The sequence below is a fragment of the Clostridium tyrobutyricum DSM 2637 = ATCC 25755 = JCM 11008 genome, assembly GCF_000359585.1.
GTDB lineage: Bacteria > Bacillota > Clostridia > Clostridiales > Clostridiaceae > Clostridium_B > Clostridium_B tyrobutyricum.
On the sequence record NZ_APMH01000006.1, the window covers coordinates 1 to 23,047 of the forward strand.

The window sequence follows — 23,047 nt, forward strand, 5'->3', positions numbered from 1 at the left end:
CCGGGGGTTCGAATCCCTTAAGACGCACCATGATTGCGCTATTAGCTCAGTTGGTAGAGCATCTGACTCTTAATCAGGTTGTCCGGGGTTCGGATCCCCGATGGCGCACCATTAGTTATAATATAAATATTGTACTTTCGGGGTGTGGCGCAGATGGGAGCGCGCGTGGTTTGGGACCATGAGGTCGCAGGTTCAATCCCTGTCACCCCGACCATAATTAAATACTGTATGCGGGTGTAACTCAGTGGTAGAGTGCTAGCCTTCCAAGCTAGTTATGAGGGTTCGATTCCCTTCACCCGCTCCATTTTGTTTATAAGGAAATTTTATATTTTGAGCACCCATAGCTCAGCTGGATAGAGTGATGGACTTCGAATCCAGAGGCCGTGGGTTCGAATCCCACTGGGTGCACCATAAAACATTGATAACACTGACTTTCAGTGTTTTTTATTTTCCTCTAAATTTGATATTCCCGCCAAAGTTTTTAATGGAAATTATTTCATTTTATTCTACTTTAAAAAGAGTATTTATTTTATTAACAGCTTCAATTTTTTGTTCAGGCATTACATGAACATATATATTTGAGGTAGTTGAAATATCGGAATGTCCTAAAAGCATCTGAACTGTTTTTATTGGAACATCTTTTTCAAACAATCTTGTTGCATATGTATGTCTTAAGCTGTGAAATTTTTTATATGGAATGTTATTATTTACTAGAATCCTTTTATATATTTTCCTGAGATTTTGAGGATCAGTTGCAGTTCCTAATGGATTAGAAAAAATATAATCATTTTTAACATAAGCTGATCCAACTTTAAGTTTTTCTTCGTTCTGTTCTATAAGAAGGTATTTTTCATTATTATTGAAACGAATAAACACTTTTTATTGATCTCTTAACTGACAATATAGATTTTTTAAAATCCAAGTATTTAGAAGTTATCAACAGTGTGCATAAAATTGAAATTTGGGATTATAAACTTGTAATGGTCAATCATTTTTTAACATAACAACCTAATCTTTTAGTTTCCATACCTTCCCTCAAAGTGAGTTAGTCCATTATTGTATTTTTGTGTTCTTATATGGTTATATATGGACAAAATTATTTTTTGATTTATTCAACTACTCTTTTCCAGAAATCAGCGCTGCCTGTTTTAAAATATCATTCTTCGCAATAATAAGTTGTTTATTTTTCTTAAGCAGTTATATGGACTTCTGCTGGTTTTTTTCTACTCTAATTATTCTTTTATTTAGACACTTTCATAGTTTCAGACTGCATTATATATCTATTCACCATTGATTAAGACATGATTAATTTCTTCTTTTCCATAATTATTCTATTATATCATTTCACTAAAAAGTTATTCTATTTATTGAAGCCTATCATCCAATCTATACTCATTTATTTTATAAAGTCCACTTGACCTTGGTATTATACCAAAGTATATAGTAATTATTATAATAAAAAATTACTTCTTTTAGGAAGGTGATATTTTGCAAAATTTTATATATTCCATTCCAACGAAAGTAGCATTTGGAAAGGGAATGATAAATAAACTTCCAAAGTTCATTAATGAATTTGGCAGTAAAGTTTTATTGGTATATGGTGGAGGAAGCATAAAAAGAATAGGATTATACGACCGTATTATTAAACTTTTAGATGATAATGGTATTACTTATTATGATTTATCAGGTGTAGAACCTAATCCACGTGTAAATACAGTAGAAAAGGGAATTAAGATTTGTAGAGAAAATAGTATTGATGTAATTTTACCTATCGGTGGCGGAAGCAGTATAGATTGTGGAAAGGCTATAGCAGCAGGGTACTATTATAATGGAAAGGTGTGGGATTTGGTACTGGATAATAGTTTGGTTAAAAATGTTCTTCCAATTATTACTGTATTGACCTTAGCAGCCACTGGATCTGAAATGGATTGTTTTTCTGTAATTTCTAATGAGGAAACTAATGACAAGATGGAAATTGAAAATTATTTGTTATATCCCAAGTATTCCATTTTGGATCCGGAAAATACGTTTTCAGTATCAGCATATCAGACTGCTTGTGGAACTGTTGATATTATTTCGCATTTATTTGAAGTATATTTTAATGGTGTAAAAGATACATATTTTCAGGAACGTATAATTGAAGGAATGCTAAAAACTTGTGTTCATTATGGTCCTATAGCATGTAAAAAACCTGATGACTATGATGCCAGGGCTAATTTAATGTGGACAGCAAGCTGGGCTATTAATGGATTTATAGCATGTGGAAAAATGGGACCCTGGCCGGCTCATGCCATGGAACATCAGTTAAGTGCATATTATGACGTTACACATGGACATGGACTTGCAGTAATTATTCCTGCTTTAATGAAATACATTTTAAATGAAAAAACGGCATTAATATTTTCAAATTATGGGAAAAATGTATTTGGAATAAATTCAGATCTGTCTAATATGCAAATTGCAGAGATAGCTATAGATAAAACCAAAAGATTATTTAAAGACATGGGATTAAAGTGTAGATTGAGGGATTTAGGCATTAATACAAGGGATAAATTTGAAATAATGGCTGAAAAGGCTTGCGAATCAGGAACTGAAGAATGTATGGTGTCTTTATATAAAAAGGACATTATAAAAATTTATAAATTATGCTTTTGATTTTGAATGGATGGTGTAAACAATGGAAAAAAGGATTGAATTTTTATATTTAAGTGAAGAAGATATGATAGATTCTGGTGTTTTGGAAGCTGAACGTTGTGTAGAAGTTATGGAAGAAGTAAACATCTTATTAAGTAAAGGTGATTATTTAATGGGAGGTAGAGATAACAATGAACATGGTATTGAAGTAATATTTCCTAAAAAATCTAAGATAAAGGAATTCCCAATTGCAGATACAAGGGATAGACGTTTTATGGCAATGCCAGCTTATCTTGGTGGAAGATTTCATCTTACAGGAGAAAAGTGGTACGGTTCCAATGGAGGCAATAATGAAAAAGGATTACCACGTTCTATATTGCTAATGATATTGAATGATGTAGAAACAGGTAAACCATTGGCAATTATGTCGGCTAATCTGTTAAGTGCAATGAGAACTGGTGCCATGTCTGGAATTATAGCAAAACATTTAGCTAAAAAGAATTCAAAGGTTATTGCATTAGTTGGTGCAGGAGCAATAAATAAGGCTTGCATTGTAAGTATTCTACCATATTTTAAAGATATTGAGAAGATTAAAATAAAAGGCAGTTCTATAACATCAAAGACGGCTAAAGATTTATCAGAATTTATTTGTAAAAATTACTCATGGATAAAGAGTGTAGAAGTTTGTAGTACTTTACAGGAAACAGTAGAAAATGCCGATATTATTAGTGAAGCTGTATCTTCAAAACAAGGTGAATGGCCTGCATTTGACAGTAATTGGTTAAAACCAGGCTGTATACTTATTTCTTCTGGAACAATGGAAATAGATCGGGAGTTTATTTGTAATAATATGACTAAAGTAGTTGATAATATTCATATGTATGAGAATTATATTACTACTTATGAACATCATGATGAGAAAACTGGTAAAAGGATATCTACTGGTACACCGGGAATGTTTTTTGTTGATATGATACAAGATGGTAAGATAACCAAGGATGATGTTCGCTCATTAGGTGATATTATTCGAGGTGTTACCCCAGGAAGAATGTCTGAAGACGAGATGTTTTTAATAAGCTCTGGAGGTATGCCGGTTTTAGATATTGCATGGGGATATGAATGTTATAGAAAAGCATTGTTGCTTGGAAAAGGAACAAAATTAAATTTGTGGAACGAGCCACATTTATTATAGTTATTAAATTGAACAAAATATGTATTCAAAATTTAGCTGCCTCTTGTCTTTCTGACATGAGACAGTTAAATTTTTTAATTTGTATTTAATTTTACACGCTTTTTTAGTGGCTTTACAGGTATTTGTATTTCAGTTATAAATTCCTCTTCATCTAAAGTTTCATAGCAGTCTATATGTCCTATTTCAATAGGATGCGAAATAACTTCAAAGTTATGTTCCTTTGCAAAATCCAGCATTTTAGGGACATATCTTTTAGTTTGTTTTAAGTTTCCTCTATAAAACAAAGATAAATATTTTCCAGGAGGAAGAAAATAATTACCTACATAATTAGAACTTTCAGAATAAAAAAATACATTTTCTGTTTTATAATAATCCGAATCTGGGTTGCTATTTTCTAAATCAAGGGTATAACAGTCACATGAACCTATTATAGGAAATTTTTGTTTCGTTTTATGCATATACTTTGTAGCTGTATATGTAACCATACGATCTGGAATATTTGTTTCACTAATCATAACACAGGATCTTTCTGGAAAAGTTAAAATCTTAATCTGGTAAAATTCAATGGAATTTTTCAAGATTGCTTTAATGGATGATAGCCTAGTATTTAAGCTTTCCTTTGTCTGATATAGATTTACAATAGATTCATTTACAATATTTATTTCTCGTTCCAATAATTCCATGGATGTGCTTAAGTTTCTGTTCCTACCTAATTCTTTTATTTGTTTTGATGGAAAACGTAGTTCCATAAGTTCACGAATTATAGCAATTTCGCGAATGTCATCAAGACTATAAATACGGTAGTTGTTTATAGGATCTCTCTTGGGGGACACGATTCCGACTCTTTCATAATAACGTAGAGAATCTAATCCTATATTGAACAACTTAGATATTTCTCCAATTTTATAACAATTTTCATTGATCATAAAACTAATCCTTCCTTTCACAATAAAGTGGTATCATACTATGGATTCCAGAAAATAATTTTAATATATAGATTACAAATAATATTTCAAATTTATAAATATTGCATAAGAAAAATAACTATTTGGTATTTTGTACTATTATTATTTAACAATTTAATAAATAATATATCATAATATATTATTTTGTCAATAAGTTTTATTCCTAAATATGAGATTTATTATGTATACAAAAATATATTTAATATTGTTGACATTAGTATCATACTAGACAATATAATGTAGGCATGTAAGGAAATACATCTTAAAACAGTATTTATATAAGACATAAAATTATAAAAATAATTTGAAGTGCATAAAAATCGGAGGAGATATTTATGGAAAGTACTAAAATTGATTTTTTGTATCTAAACGAGCAGGATATGATAAAAGCTGGTGTATTGGATGCTTCTATGTGTATACAGGTAATGGGAGAGACAATGGCATTGCTTAGTAAGGGGGATTATATAATGGGGGGTCCTAATCATAATGCGCATGGAATTATGTTGGAGTTCCCTAAGAAGTCTTATATTCCGAACTTTCCATTAAATAATTCTAGAGATAGACGATTTATTGCCATGCCTGCTTATCTGGGAGGAAGATTTCATATAGCAGGGCAGAAGTGGTATGGCTCTAATGGAAGAAACGCTCAACATGGTTTGCCGCGATCTATACTGATGGTTTCCTTAAATGATGTAGAAACAGGGATCCCAATAGCATATATGTCTGCAAATCTATTGAGTGCAATGAGAACAGGAGCTATGCCGGGACTTGCTGCCAAGCTTCTTGCTCGAAAAGATTCCAAAGTATTATCTATTGTTGGGCCTGGTGCCATTAATAAGGCATGTACAATGGCGATTATGTCATGCTTTCCGAATATTGAGACTGTGAAAATAAAGGGAAGTTCACCTGAATCAAAAACAGCCAAAAAAATGAAAAAATTTGTTGAAAGTAGATATTTTAATGTAAAAAACATTAAAATTTGCAGTACTTTGGAAGAAGCAATCAGAGGTGCAGATATAGTTAGTGAAGCTGCCTCTGTTAAAGAAGGACAGTGGCCAAAATATGAAAGGGAATGGTTCAAGCCGGGAGCTGTAATTATTTCAGCCAGCACTTTTAATATGGAACATAAAAGTATTATGGATATCAAGAAAGTAGTGGATGATTATAGTATGTATGAAGATTATTCCAATGAAGATCCTGTAGTATTCGATAAAAATTTAAATAGAAAGCCAACTGGATGTATGGGTGAAGACTTTGTAAACATGGTTAAAGATGGTTTGATAGAGAGAAAAAGTATTATTAATTTAGGTGATATTGTTACTGGAAAAGCTCCCGGCAGAACATCCGATGATGAAGTTATACTTGTGGCAATTGAAGGACTTCCTATAGAAGATGTTGCATGGGGATATGAATGTTATCAAAATGCATTGAAGAAGGGTTTGGGTATAAAACTTAATCTTTGGGACAGGTCAGCTATAATTTAAATGATTATAAAGAAGGAGATAATTATATGTTTAGAATAGACAAGCATCCGATTTTTGGAGGGAATACAAAGAAAAAAAAGATTTCATTTACTTTTGATAAAAAAAGTTTGGAAGGATATGAAGGGGAGCCTATTGCAGCTGCATTAAAAGCTGCAGGAGTTATGGTACACAGATACACCAAAAAGAGACATGAGCCAAGAGGAATCTTTTGTGCTATTGGCAGGTGTACCGATTGTGTAATGATTGTAAATGGAAAACCTAATGTTCGCACATGCATTACTCCCCTTGTTGAGGGAATGGTAGTACAGACACAGTATGGTGTGGAAACAGAAAAAAGTTCATTTGAGGAGTGATTGATATGCAAAGATATGATTTAATCGTTGTAGGAGCAGGTCCGGCAGGTTTGTCTGCTGCTATAGAAGCTTCAAAGGCAGGTATGACAACAATTGTTTTTGATGAAAATGCAAAACCAGGAGGACAACTTTTTAAACAGATTCATAAGTTCTTTGGTTCAAAAGAAAACAGGGCAAAAGTTCGCGGATTTAAAATAGGAGAAGAATTATTAAAAAAAGCAGAAGAATATGGAGTTGAGGTAAAATTAAATGCTGTGGTAATCGGTTTGTATCCAGAAAAAGAAATTACAGTCAAAATGGATGATGTAGTATTTCATTATAAAGGTGATGCTATTTTAATTGCAACAGGTGCCAGCGAAAATGCATTAAATTTTAGAGGGTGGACTTTGCCTGGAGTAATAGGTGCAGGAGCTGCACAGACAATAATGAATTTACACCATGTTAAACCAGGAAACAAAGTACTGATGGTTGGAACAGGCAATGTGGGTTTGGTTGTAAGTTATCAATTGATGCAGGCAGGTTGTGAAGTTACTGCATTAATAGATGTATTGCCTAGAATAAGCGGATATGGTGTACATGCTGCAAAGATAGCAAGATGTGGAGTGCAATTTTATCCCTCTCATACAATTATACAGGCGGAAGGCAAAGAGTGTGTGACAGGTGCTGTAATTGGCGAAGTAGATAAAAACTGGAAAATCAAACCTGGAACAGAAAAACATTTTGATGTTGATACCATTTGTACTGCAGTAGGCCTTTCACCAATGTCACAGTTATTAAAACAGGCCGGATGCGAGATGATGAGCACTAAAGGCGGGTATATTCCTGTTTGTAATGAATATGGTGAAACTTCTATTGGCGGTATTTTTGCTGCGGGAGATGTTTCATCAATTGAAGAAGCCAGTTCAGCTATGATTGAAGGGAGAATCTCAGGAATAGATATTGCATATACTTTAGGTTATTTAAGTAATAAAAAAAGAGAGAAATATTATACAAAATTGAAGTGTGACCTGGAAAATTTGAGAAAAGGTATGTTTGGTCCGGAAAATCGCGGAAAATTATTAAAGAAGACAGATGAGAATATTGATATATCCATGAATCTTTTGCATAGAGGTTACATATCAGATGATGAAATTTTTCGTTATCCAGGGATAGTTAAAAAATCAGGCATACATCCTGTAATGGAATGTACGCAAAATATTCCGTGTAATCCATGTCAAGACGCATGTCCCAAAGGGTGCATAACAATTGGCGAAAATATAACGTCTTTGCCAATTGTTGATTTAGACAAGATATGCATTGGTTGTGGTATGTGTGTAGCCTCGTGTCCCGGACAAGCTATTTTTTTAGTAGATGAAGATTTTGAAGAGAAATATGCAAGTGTAATGATTCCATATGAATTTTTACCACTGCCTGAAAAAGGTGAAAAGGGAAAAGCGATGGATAGAAGTGGAAAAGTAGTTTGTGAAGCGGAAGTAATTGGAGTTAAAACTGCAATGCTATTTGATCATACAAATCTTCTTACAATAAAAGTACCTAAAAATATGGCAATGAAAGCAAGATTTTATAAAACGGGGAGGTCCTAAAATGTTTGATATAAGTGAAAACTTGAAGAGAATTGGAGACTACGTTCCAGATGCAGATGATGATATTGTGGTTTGCAGGTGTGAAGAAGTGACAAAAGGTGAGATAAGAAAGGCAGTTCATCAAGGAATTTTTACAATTGAAGAGATGAGGCGGTATTTAAGAACAGGTATGGGATTATGTCAGGGACAGACTTGTGAGAGATTAGTAAAATCTATAATGGCAAAGGAACTAGAAATGCCTTCACTTGAAGTCGAGCCAGCTGTTTCACGAGCTCCAATGAGGCCGATGGAGATGAAAATATTAGGAAATGACGGAGGAAATTTGTGATGAAGAAAAATGCGGATGTTGTCATAATTGGCGGTGGTATTGTTGGAAATTCAGCAGCATATTACCTTGCCAAGAGAGGCATTAAAAATGTAATTGTACTTGAAGAATCAAAAAGTATAGGGCATGGAGGTTCAAGCAGAAATGGGGGGGGAGTCAGGCAGTCAGGCAGAGATGAACGCGAACTTCCATATGCAATATACAGTGTTGAAAAATTCTGGCCTAATTTATCGGAAGAACTTGGGATGGATGTAGAGTATTTTCAATCGGGCAATTTAAGGCTTGGCAAGACAGAAGCACATATGAAAAAACTGCAAAATCTCGTGGATAAGGCACAAAAACTGGGACTTGATGTAAGAATGATTGATGGAAAAGAAGTAAAAGAATTATGCCCGTATTTATCTGATGATATTATTGGAGCAAGTTGGTGTCCTACAGACGGCCATGCAAATCCAATGCTGGCAACTCTGGCATATTACAAGAGAGCAATTGAATTAGGAGTTGAATTTTATACAGAAGCTAAAGTTACAGCAATTAAAAAATTCCATGGGAAGGCACGTCAGGTAATATTGGAAGACGGTACAATTTTTGAAGGAGAAAATATTATTTTAGCTGCAGGCTATGAAAGTCGTGAAATAGCAAGAACAGTGGGAATTGACATACCAATGACCAGATATTTTGAAGAGGCACTTGTAACTGAAATGCAGATTTCAATGTTTGATATGATGCTTGGAACAGCCGATGCAGATTTTTACGGACACCAATGTAAGCACGGATCTTTTGTATTTGGCTCCGAGTCTGGACTTGAGGAGGCAAACGACATGAAATTGGATGACTTGAGGACGTCTTCTCTTACTATGTCTGCCGGTTGCCGTGCCGTTATGGGATATATCCCTGTTTTAAAAGACGCAAATATTGTAAGAAGCTGGGGCGGTTGGTTAGACTTAAGCATTGATGGAGTACCGGTTATCAGTCATATCGATGAAGTACCTGGATTGATACTGGCATGTGCATTTACAGGACATGGTTTTGGAACAGCTCCTGCAGTTGGATATATGCTTGCACAAATGGTAGAGGGTAAAAAGACAGCAGTTGATATTACAGCACTAAGATATGACAGATTTAAAAGTTTACGATAGATAAAATATTGTATTGACCATGGTATTATACAATAGTTTATAATCATCATTATAAAAATAAATGTAGAAATATTATTAAGGAGGTAGTGCTATGAAAAAAATTGAAGTGATTATTAGACCGGAAAAATTAGATGATTTAAAAAAAATTTTATCTAAAAATGAATATAGCGGTCTTACAGTAATGTCTGCTATGGGATGTGGTCATCAAAAAGGATTTAAAAACCCGGAGTTTGAAAAATTGGGATTAAGTATTAATTTGCTTCCAAAGTTATATGTTATGACAATTGTCTGGGATGAAGATCTGGAGAGCATATTGTCTCAAATGGTAGAAAAATTGTCAACAGGTAGTGTTGGAGATGGAAAAGTATTTGTATCAGATATAGAAGATGTAATGAGAATTCGTACAGGTGAACGAGGCAGAGACATTTTATAAATTGGTGTTAGTCTAATAATATAAGGAGTGGTTTATGTGGATTATGAAAATGCTGTTCCTATTGTACAAATAAAAAATGTGAGCAAATACTTTGGAGACAATCAGGTTTTGAAAAAGATAAATCTTGATATTTATAAAGGGGAATTTTTAACCTTGCTTGGATCATCAGGTTGTGGCAAGACTACAACTCTCCGTATTATAGCAGGCTTCGAAATTCCAACAGAAGGAAGCGTTGTAATTGCGAATAAAGATGCAACTAACTTGCAGCCATATAATAGGGATGTAAATACAGTTTTTCAAAGTTATGCACTATTTACCCATATGAATGTTTTTGATAATATAGCATTTGGATTGGTAGAAAAAAAGATAAAAAAAAGTGAAATTAAGAAAAAAGTTGAAGAAATTTTGGAACTGGTACAATTAAATAATTTTGAAAAAAGGAAGCCAAGTGAAATGTCTGGTGGACAGAAACAGCGTGTTGCCATAGCAAGGGCTCTTATAAATAATCCCAAGGTACTGCTCCTAGATGAGCCATTGGCGGCACTTGATTTAAAACTTAGGAAACAAATGCAGCTGGAGTTAAAACATCTTCAACAGCAATTAGGAGTTACTTTTGTTTATGTTACACATGACCAGGAAGAAGCTCTTACTATGAGTGACCGTATTGGAGTTATGAACAAGGGTATTCTCGAACAGATTGGAACTCCAAAAGAGATTTATGAACAACCTAAGACAAAGTTTGTAGCAGACTTTATTGGAGAATCAAATATATTTGAAGCAACAGTTTCAAAGAAAATTGGAAAAAATCTTGAACTTGTTATAGAAGATGGATCTGTATCAGCAATTGGAAATGAATTTAAAAAGAATGAAATAGTCAGTATATCGGTTCGTTTGGAACATATGAAGTTGTCAAAAGAACCAATAGAAGGATTTTGCTTAAATGGTGTTATTAAGGAACATATATACACAGGCTCCAATATAAAGACAGTAGTTCAATTACCTAGCGGAAAGTGTATAAAATTAAATAACCACCCTGATACGGAGCTTAATTCTAAAGGTACACTTGTAAATGTTTATTGGGATTTGGAAAAAGCAGTTGTAATGCATACTAAAGATGACTCACTTTATAATATAATTAACGACGCAGTATTTAAGTAGAAGGGGGGAAGACATATGGTTTTACAAAACAAGGAGAATAAGGAAAGCAATAATAAATTGACAATATTATCCATGGTAGGTCCTACAGGAATATGGCTTTTTTTATTTCTCCTGCTGCCGCTTATCTATGTGCTTGCTATAAGTTTTGCAACACGTAGTCAATATGGAGGTGTAGAATGGAAGTTTTCTCTAGACAGCTACAAGCAGATATTTAACCCACTATATATGAAAGTAGTATGGAAGTCTATAGTTTTAGCATTTAATAGCAGCTGGATATGTCTTGTTATTTCGTATCCTTTTGCATTTTTAGTAAGTAAGGTAGAACCTAAAAAGAGGGCGTTTTTGCTTCTGCTTATTATGCTTCCATTTTGGGTAAATGGTTTAATAAGGTTAAATGGTTGGGCAAATATATTAAGGGATTCTGGGATAATAAATAACATATTAATGAAATTTGGCATAATTTCTTCCCCAATTAAAATGCTATATACAGATAATTCTGTATTGTTTGGTATGATATATGAATTTTTCCCATTTATGATTTTGCCGCTTCAAACATCTATCTCAAAAATAGATTCTACTTTAATAGAAGCTGCCAATGATTTGGGGGCAAAAAAAGTGCATACGTTTTTCAGAGTTATTTTTCCTCTGACTTTGCCTGGTATTTTCGCAGGTACAATTCAAGTGTTTATTCCAAGCCTGGGAGCATTTTATGTATCGGATGTCATGGGTGGAGGAAATTCAACTTATCTTGGAAATCTAGTTCAAAATCAATTTATGGTAGCACGTAACTGGTGTTTTGGTGCAGCATTTTCCGTATTATTAATTGTGTTTACCTTGGTGATCATAAAATTGTATTCTAAAGTTGGAAATATGGATGAATTGGCATAAGGGGGAAGATAATGAAAAATATTAAGCGAAAAGAAAAGAAAAAATTAGGATTTTTCTCCTATGCTATTATGTTTTTAGTGTATTTGTTTTTGTATCTTCCAATTATAATGGTAATAATTTATTCATTTAATACAAATGACAGTAATATTGTATTTAAAGGCTTTACATTGGAATGGTACAAGCATTTATTTCAAGGAGATCAATTGATAGACTATATGATTTTAACGATAGAATTGGCAGCTGTGAGTACGATCATTTCAGTTGTTTTAGGTACACTTGCAACTATATGTATGTACAGATATGATTTTAAGTTGAAAAAATTTATTGATAGTCTTCTTTATATACCAATTGTAATTCCAGAATTAGTAATAGGTATAGCCTCTCTGGCAGCATTTACATTAATGGGTTTTAGCATGGGATTTGCTACTTTGGTTTTTGCACATGTTACATTTTGTGTGCCATTTGTAATTATTACTTTGAGGGCTCGTATTGCTGATTTTGACCGGTCAATTGAGGAAGCTGCAATGGATTTAGGAGCCAATCAATGGCATACATTAAAACGGGTTACACTTCCAATGCTAGTTCCAGGTATTATTTCAGGGGCATTTTTGTCAATAACATTATCTGTTGATGATGTTATTATAAGCTATTTTGTTTGTGGAGCTGGACAAATTACATTCCCAATTAAGGTATATGGCATGGTAAGAGGAAAAATATCCACTGATGTATATGCACTATCTTCACTAATTATGTTTGTAATTATATTTACATATTTAATGTATTTTTTAGTGAAGAAGGTATTTCTTAAAAAAAGGGAGGCTTGACTATGAAAGCAGATCTTATTGTGAAAGGAAAAGTATTTACTGCAGACAAACTGCTGCCGCTGGCAGAGGCATTTGCAGTAAAGAATGGCAAAATAGTATTTGTTGGAAAGCAAAGTGAAATTTCAAAATATTTTGGAAATAACACCAAAATTATCGAAAATAAAGAGGGAATTATCATACCCGGAATGACTGATGGCCATGCACATGTTACAAGTACTACTGATCTTGTACTTGGAGTAAATCTTCATGAAGTAGAGACTGCTGAAGAATACCTGGAAAAAATAAAACAATTTTATCAAAATAATGATGATATTAATATAATTTTTGGTCAGGGATACCAAAATGGGGTTTTTGATGAAATTGGACCTACAGCAGCTATGCTGGATAAAGTTTCAAATCAAATTCCAATTATAATGGTAAGTGAAGACGAGCATACTTTTTGGATTAACTCTAAAACTATGAGTATGGCTGGAATAGATGAAAAAACTCCTGAAATTGACGGGGGAATAATAGTAAGATATCCATGTACCAGAAAACCTACGGGATGGCTGAAGGAACTGGCAGGAAGTTTAATACAAAATATTATGCCGGCTTATACCAAAGATGATTACAAAAAAGGTATATTGGCATATCAGAGTATGGCGCTTTCTACAGGAGTAACTAATGTATTCGAACCGATGCTTGACAAGAGAAAAGATTATGATTTGAGATATGAAGCTTATGCAGAACTTGCCAGGGAAGGAAAACTAAAAATTACCTTCACAGAGGCGTATACATTAGAACCAAATGATGATTATGAAGAAGTATTTAAAAAAGCAAAGATTCTCAAAAATAAAATTAATTATGACAAAGTACGTCTTACAACATTGAAAATATTTATAGATGGTGTGGTTGAAGCTCATACTGCTTTTTTAAGAGAAGAGTATAATGATGCACCAGGAGATTTTGGAGAAAGTTTATTTGATCAGGATCAGCTTAACAAATTGGTAACAAGGGCCATAAAAGAAGGATATGTAGTCCATACACATGCGATAGGAGATGCGGCACTTGATTGTATTTTAAATGCGTATGAGTATGCACAAAATAAAACGGCAATTTTTGATAGGAGAAATGCAGTTACACATTTGCAAGTTGTTGAAGAAGAACAAATAGATCGTATGAAACAGTTACACATAGTAGCAGTAATAAATCCATATTGGCATTTTAAAAATCCAATTTATTATAGAAACCTGGAGGTTCCATTTCTTGGACAAGAACGTGCAGACAAGGAATATCCGGCAGCTTCTTTCATAAAAAAAGGTATTGTTACAAGTCAGGCAAGTGATTGGCCAGTTACCGTTCCTGCAGATACAATGACAAGTCTTCATCTCATGGTAAATCGTGTTGAAACTGGCAAGAAAGGAGTGGAAGCACTTAATCCTAACGAAAGAATTTCTGTAGAAGAAGCACTTATGGTGCTTACAGTAAATGGAGCTTATGAAAGTAACCTTGAGAGTAGAAAGGGGACAATTTCAGTTGGAAAAGATGCCGATTTTGTTGTTTTGGATAAAGATGTGCTGTCTATCGACGCTTTTGAGCTTTATAAGACAAAAATATGTCAAACATATATAAATGGAAAATTAGTATTCAATAAGGGGGAATAATTGTGAAAAAGAAAACTTTGGTTGTTCTAATATGCTGTATAATTCTGGCAACACTTTTTTCAGGATGTCAAGATTCTAAAGCAAAGAAAAATGGATATGCAGATAAGCTTTATCTTTATAATTGGTCTGAATATATGACACAAGATGTGCTTGATGGTTTTAAAAAGGAATATGGAATTGAAGTTGTACAGTCCACATATGAATCAAATGATGAAATGATGGCTAAATTAATTGCAGGGAAAAAAGGACAATATGATATAGCTGTTCCAACCAATTATTATATCAAATCAATGAAAGAAAAAGGACTTCTTGAGCCTTATGATAAAAATGCAATTGCAAATCTTAAAAACATAGATCCAAGTTATAAAAATTTACAATATGATGAGAATAATCAATATACAGTACCATATATGGGAACTGTAAGCTTATGGGTTGGAAATAAAAAAATGCTGGATAAATCAGGTGTAACTATAAATAAAATGAGTGATTTAAAAAATAATGCATTGAAAAATAATATTGTTTTAACAGATGATCCACAGGATGATATATCTATTGCATTAACTGCCATGGGTAAGGATCCAACAACTCATGATGTAGATACAATTAAGTCAACAATAAATTATTGGAATAATATGGAAGATTATGTTAAATCAATTTCAGATGTAAGTGATGCCAGGACAATGCTTGCAAGAGGTGAAATTTCTGTAGCTAATGTATATAGCGGAGATGCACTTCAGGCAATGGATCAGAATAAGGATTTACAAGTTGTGATGGATAATGAGAAAAAATCGTTTTCTATTGATAATTTTGTATTGCTTAAAGGAAGCAAACATAAGAAGGAAGCAGAATTATTCATTAATTATTGTTTAAGACCTGATGTATCAGCAAAACTCACGGAGGAATATAAATATGTATGCTTGAATAAAGCGGCAGTTTCACAGCTACCTGATAGTCTTGCGAAAAATACAGCTTGTGTATTAACGGATAAAATGAAAAAGCAGTTGTTTTATATTAATGATTTCGATGCAAATTCAACATCTGCAATGGTAGATGTTATGACAAGGGTAAAGTCTTCAAGATAAAGTTAAAAAATCTGGACTATTACATTTTGTAATAGTCCCAATTTTTTAGAAAGGTAATATTATGGATAAAAATATGAAGGCTAAGGGAATTGGATATTTATTAATTTGCAGTTTAATATGGGGAAGTTCCTTTGCAGTTGTAAAAGATTCTCTAAAATCATTGACTCCAATTTGGAATTTAGCAATACGATTTATATTTGCTTCAATTTTTATGATTTTATATTGTCATAAAGGTTTAAAGGGATTTTCAAAGAGAAGTATAAAAAATGGAATAATACTGGGGAGTATTCTATTTTGTGCAATGTTTTTTCAAAGTGAAGGGATTAATAGAACAACTGCGGGGAAAAGTTCATTTATTACAAATATATATGTAATATTAATTCCATTTACTGAGTTCTTTTGGAAAAGCAAAAAACTAAGTTTGAAGGATATAATTGCTGCAGTTATCTGCATGTCAGGTATTGGGTTTATTACTTTGGATAAAGGAATTGGTATTAGTTCAGGTGATATATTGTGCTTGATTTGTGGAATCATTTATACAGTTTATATTATAAAAATTGATGATATTCCAAAACAAGTACCATCAGCAGGAATCCATACGATTCAGATTCTAACATGCGGTATTTTGGCGATTATTTTTGCTTTTTTATTGGAACCTTTCCCAAAAAGCGTAAGTGGAAAAGCTATGTTTGGAACTTTTTATTGTGGGGTTTTTGAATTGGGAATAGGTTTTTTATTCCAATTAAAGGGGCAAAAAATTATTTCACCTGCAATATCAAGTTTGATCATGTCTTTGGAAAGTATAACAGCATGTATTTTTTCTTATTTTATATTAGGGGAAAGTGTTTCTTTTAGGATGATAATTGGTTGTATTATGGTTTTAATTTCAATTTTAATTCCGAATCAATCTAATTTTAAGCAAACTGGAAAAAAGAGCCCAAATATATGACTATATTATGTAATATGTAAACTTATTGATATTTTAATAAATTTGAATATTATATAAATACAAAGTTGTTATCTGTATAATCTACAACTGTTGATAATTTTCTTACCAAACAAAAAACTAAGAAATGAAAAAAGTAAAATTTAAAAACAATATACATAGAATTTAATAGCAGTTTTGTATAAATAAAGTTATTTTGATTTTCATTATATTCCAGCATTTGGGCTATTGCCATTAATTATAATATTATGATATAGTAAAAAAGACTATTCGAAATTGGATAGTCTTAATTTATGTAAATAAAGGTGGAAAATGGAGATGAGTAAGGCTAAATTCAAGAAAAAGATTTTTATAATTATATCATTGTTTATAGCACTTATGGCAATAGTTTTTGGGATAAATAGATATAATGAAATTCAATCCTATAATGAACTAATAAATGCAGGGAATAAATACATGGATTCAGGTAAATATGATGAAGCTATAGCTCTATATAAACAGTGTTTAAATTATAAGCAAGATTCAAATATTAAAGATAGTATTAATTTTGCTGAGAGTTTAAAACAAAATAAGATTAAAAATTCCAATAATAAGAAGGATGTTAATTCAAATACAAATAATAAGTCTTATAGTAAATACACAAGTAATATCAATGAAAACAATTCAAAGGAGCAGATTTCATACATATTTTATAAAAATGAAAGATATGGATTTTCTATAGAATATCCGAATGTGTTAAAGACAAAATTGGAATCACCGACAAATGGGGATGGTATTTCAATGGAGACTTATGATAGTAGTGCAAAATTCACTGTATACGGCAGTAATAATGTATCAAAGGATACTCCTACTTCCATATATAATGATTTACTTAAAGAGCATCCAAATGCGTCATATAAAAAGAAGGTAGATAATGAAGTTGTATTTTCATGGGTTCATGGAGATAAAATAATCTATAAGGATATAGTAGTTGGGGAAGGTTCTAAAAATACTTTTACTATTGAATATCCAAAAGATAAAAAAGACTACTACAATTCTGTTGTATCTCATCTGTATTCAAGTTTTAAAACTCCGCATATTGCTCAAAGTTATTAGTTAAATGTGCTTGAGTTTTTATATTGTTAACAAAATAAATAAATAATTAATAAAATTGGCACATTATCGTAACAAAAGCAATATACAATAATACATGTAAGAGATAAAAAAGTAACATAATAGTTCCCCATGTAAATAAGCATTTGGAAAATAATCTGAATGCTTATTTTTTTAACACAAATTTTTATAAAGTGTTTTAATATACTTACATAAAATGTTAATATAAAGTGTAATGATATTTTATGAAGATTGAGGTGTTGTCATGATTTTAAAAAATCTAGTCCCAAGTAAAGTCCCTGTAGTTCCAGATGAATTAAAAGACAAATTTGAGATATTTACTGCATATGCTTTAAATGATAATGAGGCCAAATATTTTTCCATTGCTTTGCAAGCTATCGTTAAACAATTAAATTGTGAACATAAAAAATATTCAGATCTTATGGGAATAACAGCTGTTATTACAGAAGAGGGTAGTCTTTTGCTGCAGATGGAAGATGAAAGTATTGGCAATCAATTCTGCTTAGCAGTTTATGCGGTTAAACGATGGAGGGATTTAAAGTTTGAAGAATCTCAAATAATTACTATTATACTTGAAGAATTATGTCATCAATATTGGAACATTGAAGATGAAACAGAAGTTCAATATAAAGTATATGATGTACTAAAATGGATATTTCCAAATACAAGAATTGAACAGTTCTATAATATGTGATATATAATTCTAAACATAGTATTTAATATTATAAAAGTGCAAATGTAAGCCTGAATTTTGGCAAGCAGTGCACTTATTTTTTTATTTCCAAGATATTACTTCTTTCCTATACTTATTTAGGAGGGGAGGTAATATAATGTCAAAAATTGAGAAAATATCTTCAGATTTAGAAAATTTGAGGATAAAATTAAACATTTTGATTGCAGAAAAGAAAGATTTGCTTGATCCAGAAATAATTATTGCAAGTCAGATGCTCGATTCAGCTTTAAATCGGTATCACAAAGTAATAATTGAGAAAATGAAAAAGTAAACGGGGAGGGACATTTTGCCCCTCTTTGAGTTTAAAAATTAAATAAATATATAAATGAACAAAACATAATAAAAATTATAAAAAAATAGTTGATTTTTTAATAAAGCAGTATTAAAATAAATGTAACATCATTAATTTCATAAATAGTTATGTGTCAAATGTTCCTTTAAATGTTTAAATGAAGAGATAAGTATTTACTGACTCCAAATGCATATCTCTTCATTTAATAATTTAATATTTAGTTATTATCTTCATCAATATTATTTTTTAGAGTTGATGTCCATTGATTGTCTGTGGCTGTCTTTTTCTTTCTATGACCAGCACCTAATTCTTCAGATGTTTTCTCAGGTGTTGATGTCCATTGATTATTTACAGCTGTTTTTTCTTTTTTCCTCATCTATTAAAACCTCCCTTATGTTTATTAGTGTGATTTTAAAGAACAATTTTAATACAAGGAAATAAATGTTATATATAATATATGTGTCATGACTTATTTTTTGAACTTTTATTCATTAGCACAGCTCTATTTATAATTGAAAAACCATATTTATTCCTTATACTGCTAATTACATCTTCTATTTTTTCGTATTTACTTGGGATTTCTGTATAATGTTTTATTTTAGGTAATTCAAACATAGATATCTGTTTAGCAAAACTATTTTCTTCTGAAAATCCACTAAGACTTATTCCGAGAAGGCGAATAGGTGTATCTGAGCTCCAGTTATTTTTAAGTAATTTAATGCTGGCTGAGTATATATCTTTTACCAAACAAGTTGAAGGTATAGTTGTTCTTCTTGTAATGACATGAAAGTTGTAATATTTTATGCTTAATTGTACTATATGACCACTTTTATTATATTTTCTTGCTGTCATTCCAACTGCATCACAAAGTTTCATTAAAACTATTTTTACATATTCCATATCAAAAGTATCTTTGGAAAGTGTAATAGATTTACCAATGGATTTTATATCATCACGAGAATGGGGCCTAACAGGTGAGTCGTCAATTCCATTGGCAAGTGCATGGAGTTCAGAACCCATTTTACCTAGTTTTTTTATAAGAATATCCCTATTGGAAAGAGCTAATTCACCAATGTTTGTAATTCTTATATTTTTAAGTTTTTCAGCAGTGTGTTTACCAACTCCATACATATAATTAATGGATTGAGGCCAAAGTTTAATTCTGATATCTTTTTTCCAAAGCTCTGTAATACCCGAAGGCTTTTTCATCTCAGAAGCCATTTTTGAAAGAAATTTATTTTCAGATATACCAATGGAACAACTTAACCCTAATTCATTTTTTAGACATGTTCCGATAAGTTCTGCTGATTTTTCTGGATTTCCAAATATTTTTTCACAGCCTGTCATATCAAGCCATGCCTCATCAATACTATTTTGTTCAATTAATGGAGTATATGATGATAGAATATCAATAACTTCTTTAGATTTTTGTTTGTAAAAATTTCGATCTGGGGCAATAATAATCAAGTGTGGGCAGAGTTTTAAGGCTTTATTTAATAGCATGGTCGTTTTAATGCCAAATTTTCTGGCTTCATAGTTTGCAGTCAATATAATACCTGAACGTTTTTTAGGGTCACCAGCTACCACAGCAGGATTGTTTAAAATTTCAGGATGACGTGTTAATTCACAACTTGTAAAAAAAGCATCCATGTCTACAAGAAAAATTACTCTTTTCATAAAAAATACACCCACTTATTTTGAATAAATTATTATTCACATATTATATATTATTTTATCATAAAAATAAAACACCAGTTGAATAAACTAGTGTTTTATAACAGTTAGTAACATTTTAAATCTTTCACAAGCTTGCAGTGAATGAGGAATATTTGATGGCATAATTATAGATTCACCTGCTTTAACAGTGAAAGTATTATTATCTATTGTAATCTCTGCTGTACCATCTAGAATTTGTACCATTGCATCTCCTGCAGTTATATGTTTACTGATTCCTTCATTTCTATCAAGAGAGAATAAAGTAATATTTGCATTAGGTGTTTGAGCAAGAGTTCTGCTTATAACTTGACCTTCTTGATACGAAACCAGTTCTTTTAAATTAAGTACTTTGGAAAATTCCACATTTTTCATTAGCGTATTCATAATTTTAACCTCCATCTATTTTCTAAATATAGTATATACTTTTTGATAGTAAAAATATGTATCAAATGTTACCAAACTTAATAAAAGAATTTGATTATATCTCTATATAGAAATTAATTCTTGATTTTACATTAAATTACATATATAATAGAACTTGTCCTAAGATTAAGACTTAGAGGGGGAAGTAGGCATTTGGATGATACCAGATGTTTATTTTCTTATATAATAAAGTTATCCACAACATATTGTGGATAATGTGCATAATTTATGCTATATGATGTATATTATGCACATTCTTCATATGAAACATTTAAGATATTAGTAGAAGAATCTAAAGGGATATTGACCATATTGTCTAGCATTTTTAGACTGCATTAAATAAATATATTTTTGAAATCTTGAATTCAACACATTCCAGTTTATGTTTTTTATAAATTCAGAAATATATTTTTTCCTATCTGTTCCGAAATCCATAAAATAGGCATGTTCGTATACATCAAGTATTAATATTGGATATGAAAGCCAAATCGCCCCTTTATCATGTAGGTCACTTCCTATTATGTGGAATTTGTTGTCAATTGAATCAATAGTTAGAACAGCCCATCCTCTCATGGATAATCCTACATTTGTAAAATAAGATATAAAATTATCATAAGATGAAAATTGATCCATTATAGCATTAAGCACAGGTCCATAAGGATTTTTACTGCCACCTGTCATATTTTGAAAGTAGAGCTCGTGGAGTTTTACACCATCCAGCGAATAGGTTTCTCCAAGTTTCAAGCTTCGCATTTTTGAATAAGTTGGATTGCTGTCACTAAAATTATTGGGAATATACGGCGTATTCCAGATTTTATTTAGATTGTCTACATATCCTTTATATAATTTATAATGTTCATCAAGTTGTCTTTGGGAAATACCTTTTACGGATCTAAAATCAAAAGTTTCAGGTTTTAAATTATACATTGAAAACACCTCTATAAAATATACATTAATATAGTATGCAGAATGATTAAAATGTGTACAACTATTTATAAGATTTTTAGTTGACATTAATTGTACCTTATGCTATATTTAATACAATAAAATATTACCTTTAAATGAGTCCAGAGAGGCTTGGAAGGTGTACTTTGTAGTTTATATAGTATATTTATGCCTTCTTTTTATGAGGGCATTTTTTATACCTTTAAATTTAGCACTGAGAGGCTAAGAAGGAGGAGTTATAAATGTTAAATGGAAGGCATCTTATAGATATAAAAGATTTTTCTAAACAAGAATTAAATGAGATTTTTGATTTAGCAGACCAGATAGTTAAAAATCCTGAAGATTTTTCACATTGCTGCGATGGAAAGATTTTAGCCACATTATTTTATGAACCAAGTACTAGAACAAGGCTTAGTTTTGAAACCGCAATGCTTAGATTAGGAGGCAAGGTAATAGGGTTTTCAGAACCTAATTCTACTTCTGTGTCCAAAGGTGAAAATATAGCTGATACTATAAGAATAATAGGTTGTTATGCTGATGTAGTGGCAATGAGACATCCTAAAGAAGGGGCACCCAAAGTGGCATCTATATACTCGAAAATACCTGTAATAAATGCAGGGGATGGTGGCCATCAGCATCCTACACAAACACTTACAGATCTCTTAACAATTCGATCTATTAAAGGATCATTGTCAAATCTAAAAATAGGCTGCTGCGGCGACCTTAAGTTCGGAAGAACCGTACATTCATTTATAAAAGCTATGTCCATGTATGAAAATAATAGTTTCACTCTAATATCTCCCCGCGAACTTAAAGTACCTGAATATATAAAAAGGGAACTAGATAAAAATAATGTAGTATATAAGGAAACTAAAAAGCTTGAAGAGGTTATAGGGGAACTGGATATACTCTATATGACAAGAGTTCAGAAAGAGAGATTTTTTAATGAAGAAGAGTATATTAGGTTGAAAGACAGCTATATCTTGGATAAACTTAAAATGCAGGAGGCTCCTGAAAGAATGATAGTCCTTCATCCACTTCCAAGAGTAAATGAGATTGCATGTGAAGTAGATGATGATCCAAGAGCATGTTATTTTAAACAGGCCCAATATGGGGTTTATGCTAGAGAAGCACTTATAATGAAACTTTTAGGCTTGGAATTATAGGAGGGGATTA

General features: G+C 31.7%; 24 protein-coding genes and 4 tRNA genes. 22 read left to right on the top strand and 6 right to left on the bottom strand.

What is annotated here, in order from left to right:
• Positions 1 to 35 precede the first annotated feature (35 nt).
• The 4 genes from J418_RS0104620 to J418_RS0104635 all read left to right on the top strand — a co-directional run bounded on the left by J418_RS0104620 (position 36) and on the right by J418_RS0104635 (position 411).
• Positions 36 to 111 (top strand) — tRNA-Lys (locus J418_RS0104620).
• A 27-nt stretch (positions 112 to 138) separates the two neighbouring features.
• Positions 139 to 214 (top strand) — tRNA-Pro (locus tag J418_RS0104625).
• A 16-nt stretch (positions 215 to 230) separates the two neighbouring features.
• A tRNA-Gly gene (locus tag J418_RS0104630) sits at positions 231 to 304 on the top strand.
• A gap of 30 nt (positions 305 to 334) precedes the next feature.
• A tRNA-Arg gene (locus J418_RS0104635) sits at positions 335 to 411 on the top strand.
• Between the two features lie 90 nt (positions 412 to 501).
• Here J418_RS0104635 and J418_RS0104640 read toward each other — a convergent pair.
• Entirely contained in the window at positions 502 to 876 is a 375-nt protein-coding gene (locus J418_RS0104640) for a tyrosine-type recombinase/integrase (RefSeq protein WP_017894923.1), read from the bottom strand.
• Between the two features lie 612 nt (positions 877 to 1,488).
• On the opposite strand from J418_RS0104640, the gene J418_RS0104645 reads away from it, so the two are divergent.
• Positions 1,489 to 2,655 (top strand): iron-containing alcohol dehydrogenase, encoded by a 1,167-nt coding sequence (locus J418_RS0104645; RefSeq protein ID WP_017894924.1) that lies wholly within the window; start codon positions 1,489 to 1,491, stop codon positions 2,653 to 2,655.
• A 22-nt stretch (positions 2,656 to 2,677) separates the two neighbouring features.
• Positions 2,678 to 3,826 (top strand): tyramine oxidase subunit B, encoded by a 1,149-nt coding sequence (locus J418_RS0104650; protein ID WP_017751962.1) that lies wholly within the window; start codon positions 2,678 to 2,680, stop codon positions 3,824 to 3,826.
• A gap of 74 nt (positions 3,827 to 3,900) precedes the next feature.
• On the opposite strand, the gene J418_RS0104655 is transcribed toward J418_RS0104650, so the two are convergent.
• Positions 3,901 to 4,752, bottom strand: coding sequence for a MerR family transcriptional regulator (locus tag J418_RS0104655; RefSeq protein ID WP_017894925.1), 852 nt, complete (start codon positions 4,750 to 4,752; stop codon positions 3,901 to 3,903).
• Between the two features lie 374 nt (positions 4,753 to 5,126).
• On the opposite strand from J418_RS0104655, the gene J418_RS0104660 reads away from it, so the two are divergent.
• From J418_RS0104660 to J418_RS15445, 15 genes are all read left to right on the top strand, one after another.
• Positions 5,127 to 6,275 carry a tyramine oxidase subunit B gene (locus J418_RS0104660; protein ID WP_017894926.1) on the top strand — a complete coding sequence of 383 codons (1,149 nt, stop codon included), beginning with the start codon at positions 5,127 to 5,129 and terminating at the stop codon, positions 6,273 to 6,275.
• Between the two features lie 26 nt (positions 6,276 to 6,301).
• A complete protein-coding gene (locus tag J418_RS0104665) occupies positions 6,302 to 6,628 on the top strand; it encodes a (2Fe-2S)-binding protein (RefSeq protein WP_017751965.1) in 327 nt (108 codons plus the stop codon).
• 5 nt (positions 6,629 to 6,633) lie between these two features.
• Positions 6,634 to 8,211: an FAD-dependent oxidoreductase gene (locus J418_RS0104670; RefSeq protein ID WP_017894927.1), complete on the top strand. Its 1,578-nt coding sequence runs from the start codon at positions 6,634 to 6,636 to the stop codon at positions 8,209 to 8,211.
• Between the two features lies 1 nt (position 8,212).
• Entirely contained in the window at positions 8,213 to 8,539 is a 327-nt protein-coding gene (locus J418_RS0104675) for a (2Fe-2S)-binding protein (RefSeq protein WP_017751967.1), read from the top strand.
• Positions 8,539 to 9,675, top strand: coding sequence for an NAD(P)/FAD-dependent oxidoreductase (locus J418_RS0104680; RefSeq protein WP_017751968.1), 1,137 nt, complete (start codon positions 8,539 to 8,541; stop codon positions 9,673 to 9,675). The genes J418_RS0104675 and J418_RS0104680 overlap by 1 nt, the downstream gene beginning before the upstream one ends.
• 91 nt (positions 9,676 to 9,766) lie before the next feature.
• Entirely contained in the window at positions 9,767 to 10,108 is a 342-nt protein-coding gene (locus tag J418_RS0104685) for a P-II family nitrogen regulator (protein ID WP_017751969.1), read from the top strand.
• 36 nt (positions 10,109 to 10,144) lie between these two features.
• Positions 10,145 to 11,266, top strand: a complete 1,122-nt coding sequence (locus J418_RS0104690) for an ABC transporter ATP-binding protein (RefSeq protein WP_017894928.1) — start codon at positions 10,145 to 10,147, stop codon at positions 11,264 to 11,266.
• Positions 11,267 to 11,281: 15 nt separating this feature from the next.
• A complete protein-coding gene (locus J418_RS0104695; RefSeq protein ID WP_017894929.1) occupies positions 11,282 to 12,154 on the top strand; it encodes an ABC transporter permease in 873 nt (290 codons plus the stop codon).
• A gap of 11 nt (positions 12,155 to 12,165) precedes the next feature.
• A complete protein-coding gene (locus tag J418_RS0104700) occupies positions 12,166 to 12,978 on the top strand; it encodes an ABC transporter permease (protein WP_017894930.1) in 813 nt (270 codons plus the stop codon).
• A gap of 2 nt (positions 12,979 to 12,980) precedes the next feature.
• Complete coding sequence (locus J418_RS0104705) at positions 12,981 to 14,621, top strand: amidohydrolase (protein WP_017894931.1); 1,641 nt, start codon at positions 12,981 to 12,983, stop codon at positions 14,619 to 14,621.
• 2 nt (positions 14,622 to 14,623) lie between these two features.
• Entirely contained in the window at positions 14,624 to 15,703 is a 1,080-nt protein-coding gene (locus tag J418_RS0104710) for a polyamine ABC transporter substrate-binding protein (protein ID WP_017894932.1), read from the top strand.
• 61 nt (positions 15,704 to 15,764) lie between these two features.
• Complete coding sequence (locus J418_RS0104715; RefSeq protein WP_017894933.1) at positions 15,765 to 16,652, top strand: DMT family transporter; 888 nt, start codon at positions 15,765 to 15,767, stop codon at positions 16,650 to 16,652.
• A 315-nt stretch (positions 16,653 to 16,967) separates the two neighbouring features.
• Positions 16,968 to 17,744 (top strand): tetratricopeptide repeat protein, encoded by a 777-nt coding sequence (locus tag J418_RS0104720; protein ID WP_017751115.1) that lies wholly within the window; start codon positions 16,968 to 16,970, stop codon positions 17,742 to 17,744.
• A 262-nt stretch (positions 17,745 to 18,006) separates the two neighbouring features.
• Positions 18,007 to 18,456 carry a hypothetical protein gene (locus J418_RS0104725; RefSeq protein WP_017894934.1) on the top strand — a complete coding sequence of 150 codons (450 nt, stop codon included), beginning with the start codon at positions 18,007 to 18,009 and terminating at the stop codon, positions 18,454 to 18,456.
• Positions 18,457 to 18,592: 136 nt separating this feature from the next.
• Positions 18,593 to 18,766 carry an aspartyl-phosphate phosphatase Spo0E family protein gene (locus tag J418_RS15445; protein WP_017751117.1) on the top strand — a complete coding sequence of 58 codons (174 nt, stop codon included), beginning with the start codon at positions 18,593 to 18,595 and terminating at the stop codon, positions 18,764 to 18,766.
• A 238-nt stretch (positions 18,767 to 19,004) separates the two neighbouring features.
• Here J418_RS15445 and J418_RS16565 read toward each other — a convergent pair whose 3' ends face one another.
• The 4 genes from J418_RS16565 to J418_RS0104750 form a co-directional block, all read right to left on the bottom strand.
• Positions 19,005 to 19,163, bottom strand: coding sequence for a hypothetical protein (locus J418_RS16565; RefSeq protein WP_017751118.1), 159 nt, complete (start codon positions 19,161 to 19,163; stop codon positions 19,005 to 19,007).
• 86 nt (positions 19,164 to 19,249) lie between these two features.
• The gene (gene dinB / locus J418_RS0104740) at positions 19,250 to 20,464 is read right to left on the bottom strand and encodes a DNA polymerase IV (RefSeq protein WP_017894935.1); all 1,215 of its coding nucleotides are present in this window, start codon (positions 20,462 to 20,464) and stop codon (positions 19,250 to 19,252) included.
• 87 nt (positions 20,465 to 20,551) lie between these two features.
• Positions 20,552 to 20,887, bottom strand: a complete 336-nt coding sequence (locus J418_RS0104745) for a cupin domain-containing protein (RefSeq protein WP_017894936.1) — start codon at positions 20,885 to 20,887, stop codon at positions 20,552 to 20,554.
• 318 nt (positions 20,888 to 21,205) lie between these two features.
• Positions 21,206 to 21,853: a superoxide dismutase gene (locus tag J418_RS0104750; protein WP_017751121.1), complete on the bottom strand. Its 648-nt coding sequence runs from the start codon at positions 21,851 to 21,853 to the stop codon at positions 21,206 to 21,208.
• A 260-nt stretch (positions 21,854 to 22,113) separates the two neighbouring features.
• Here J418_RS0104750 and pyrB point away from each other — a divergent pair, with 260 nt between their 5' ends.
• Positions 22,114 to 23,037, top strand: a complete 924-nt coding sequence (gene pyrB / locus J418_RS0104755) for an aspartate carbamoyltransferase (protein ID WP_017751122.1) — start codon at positions 22,114 to 22,116, stop codon at positions 23,035 to 23,037.
• Positions 23,038 to 23,047: the final 10 nt, after the last annotated feature.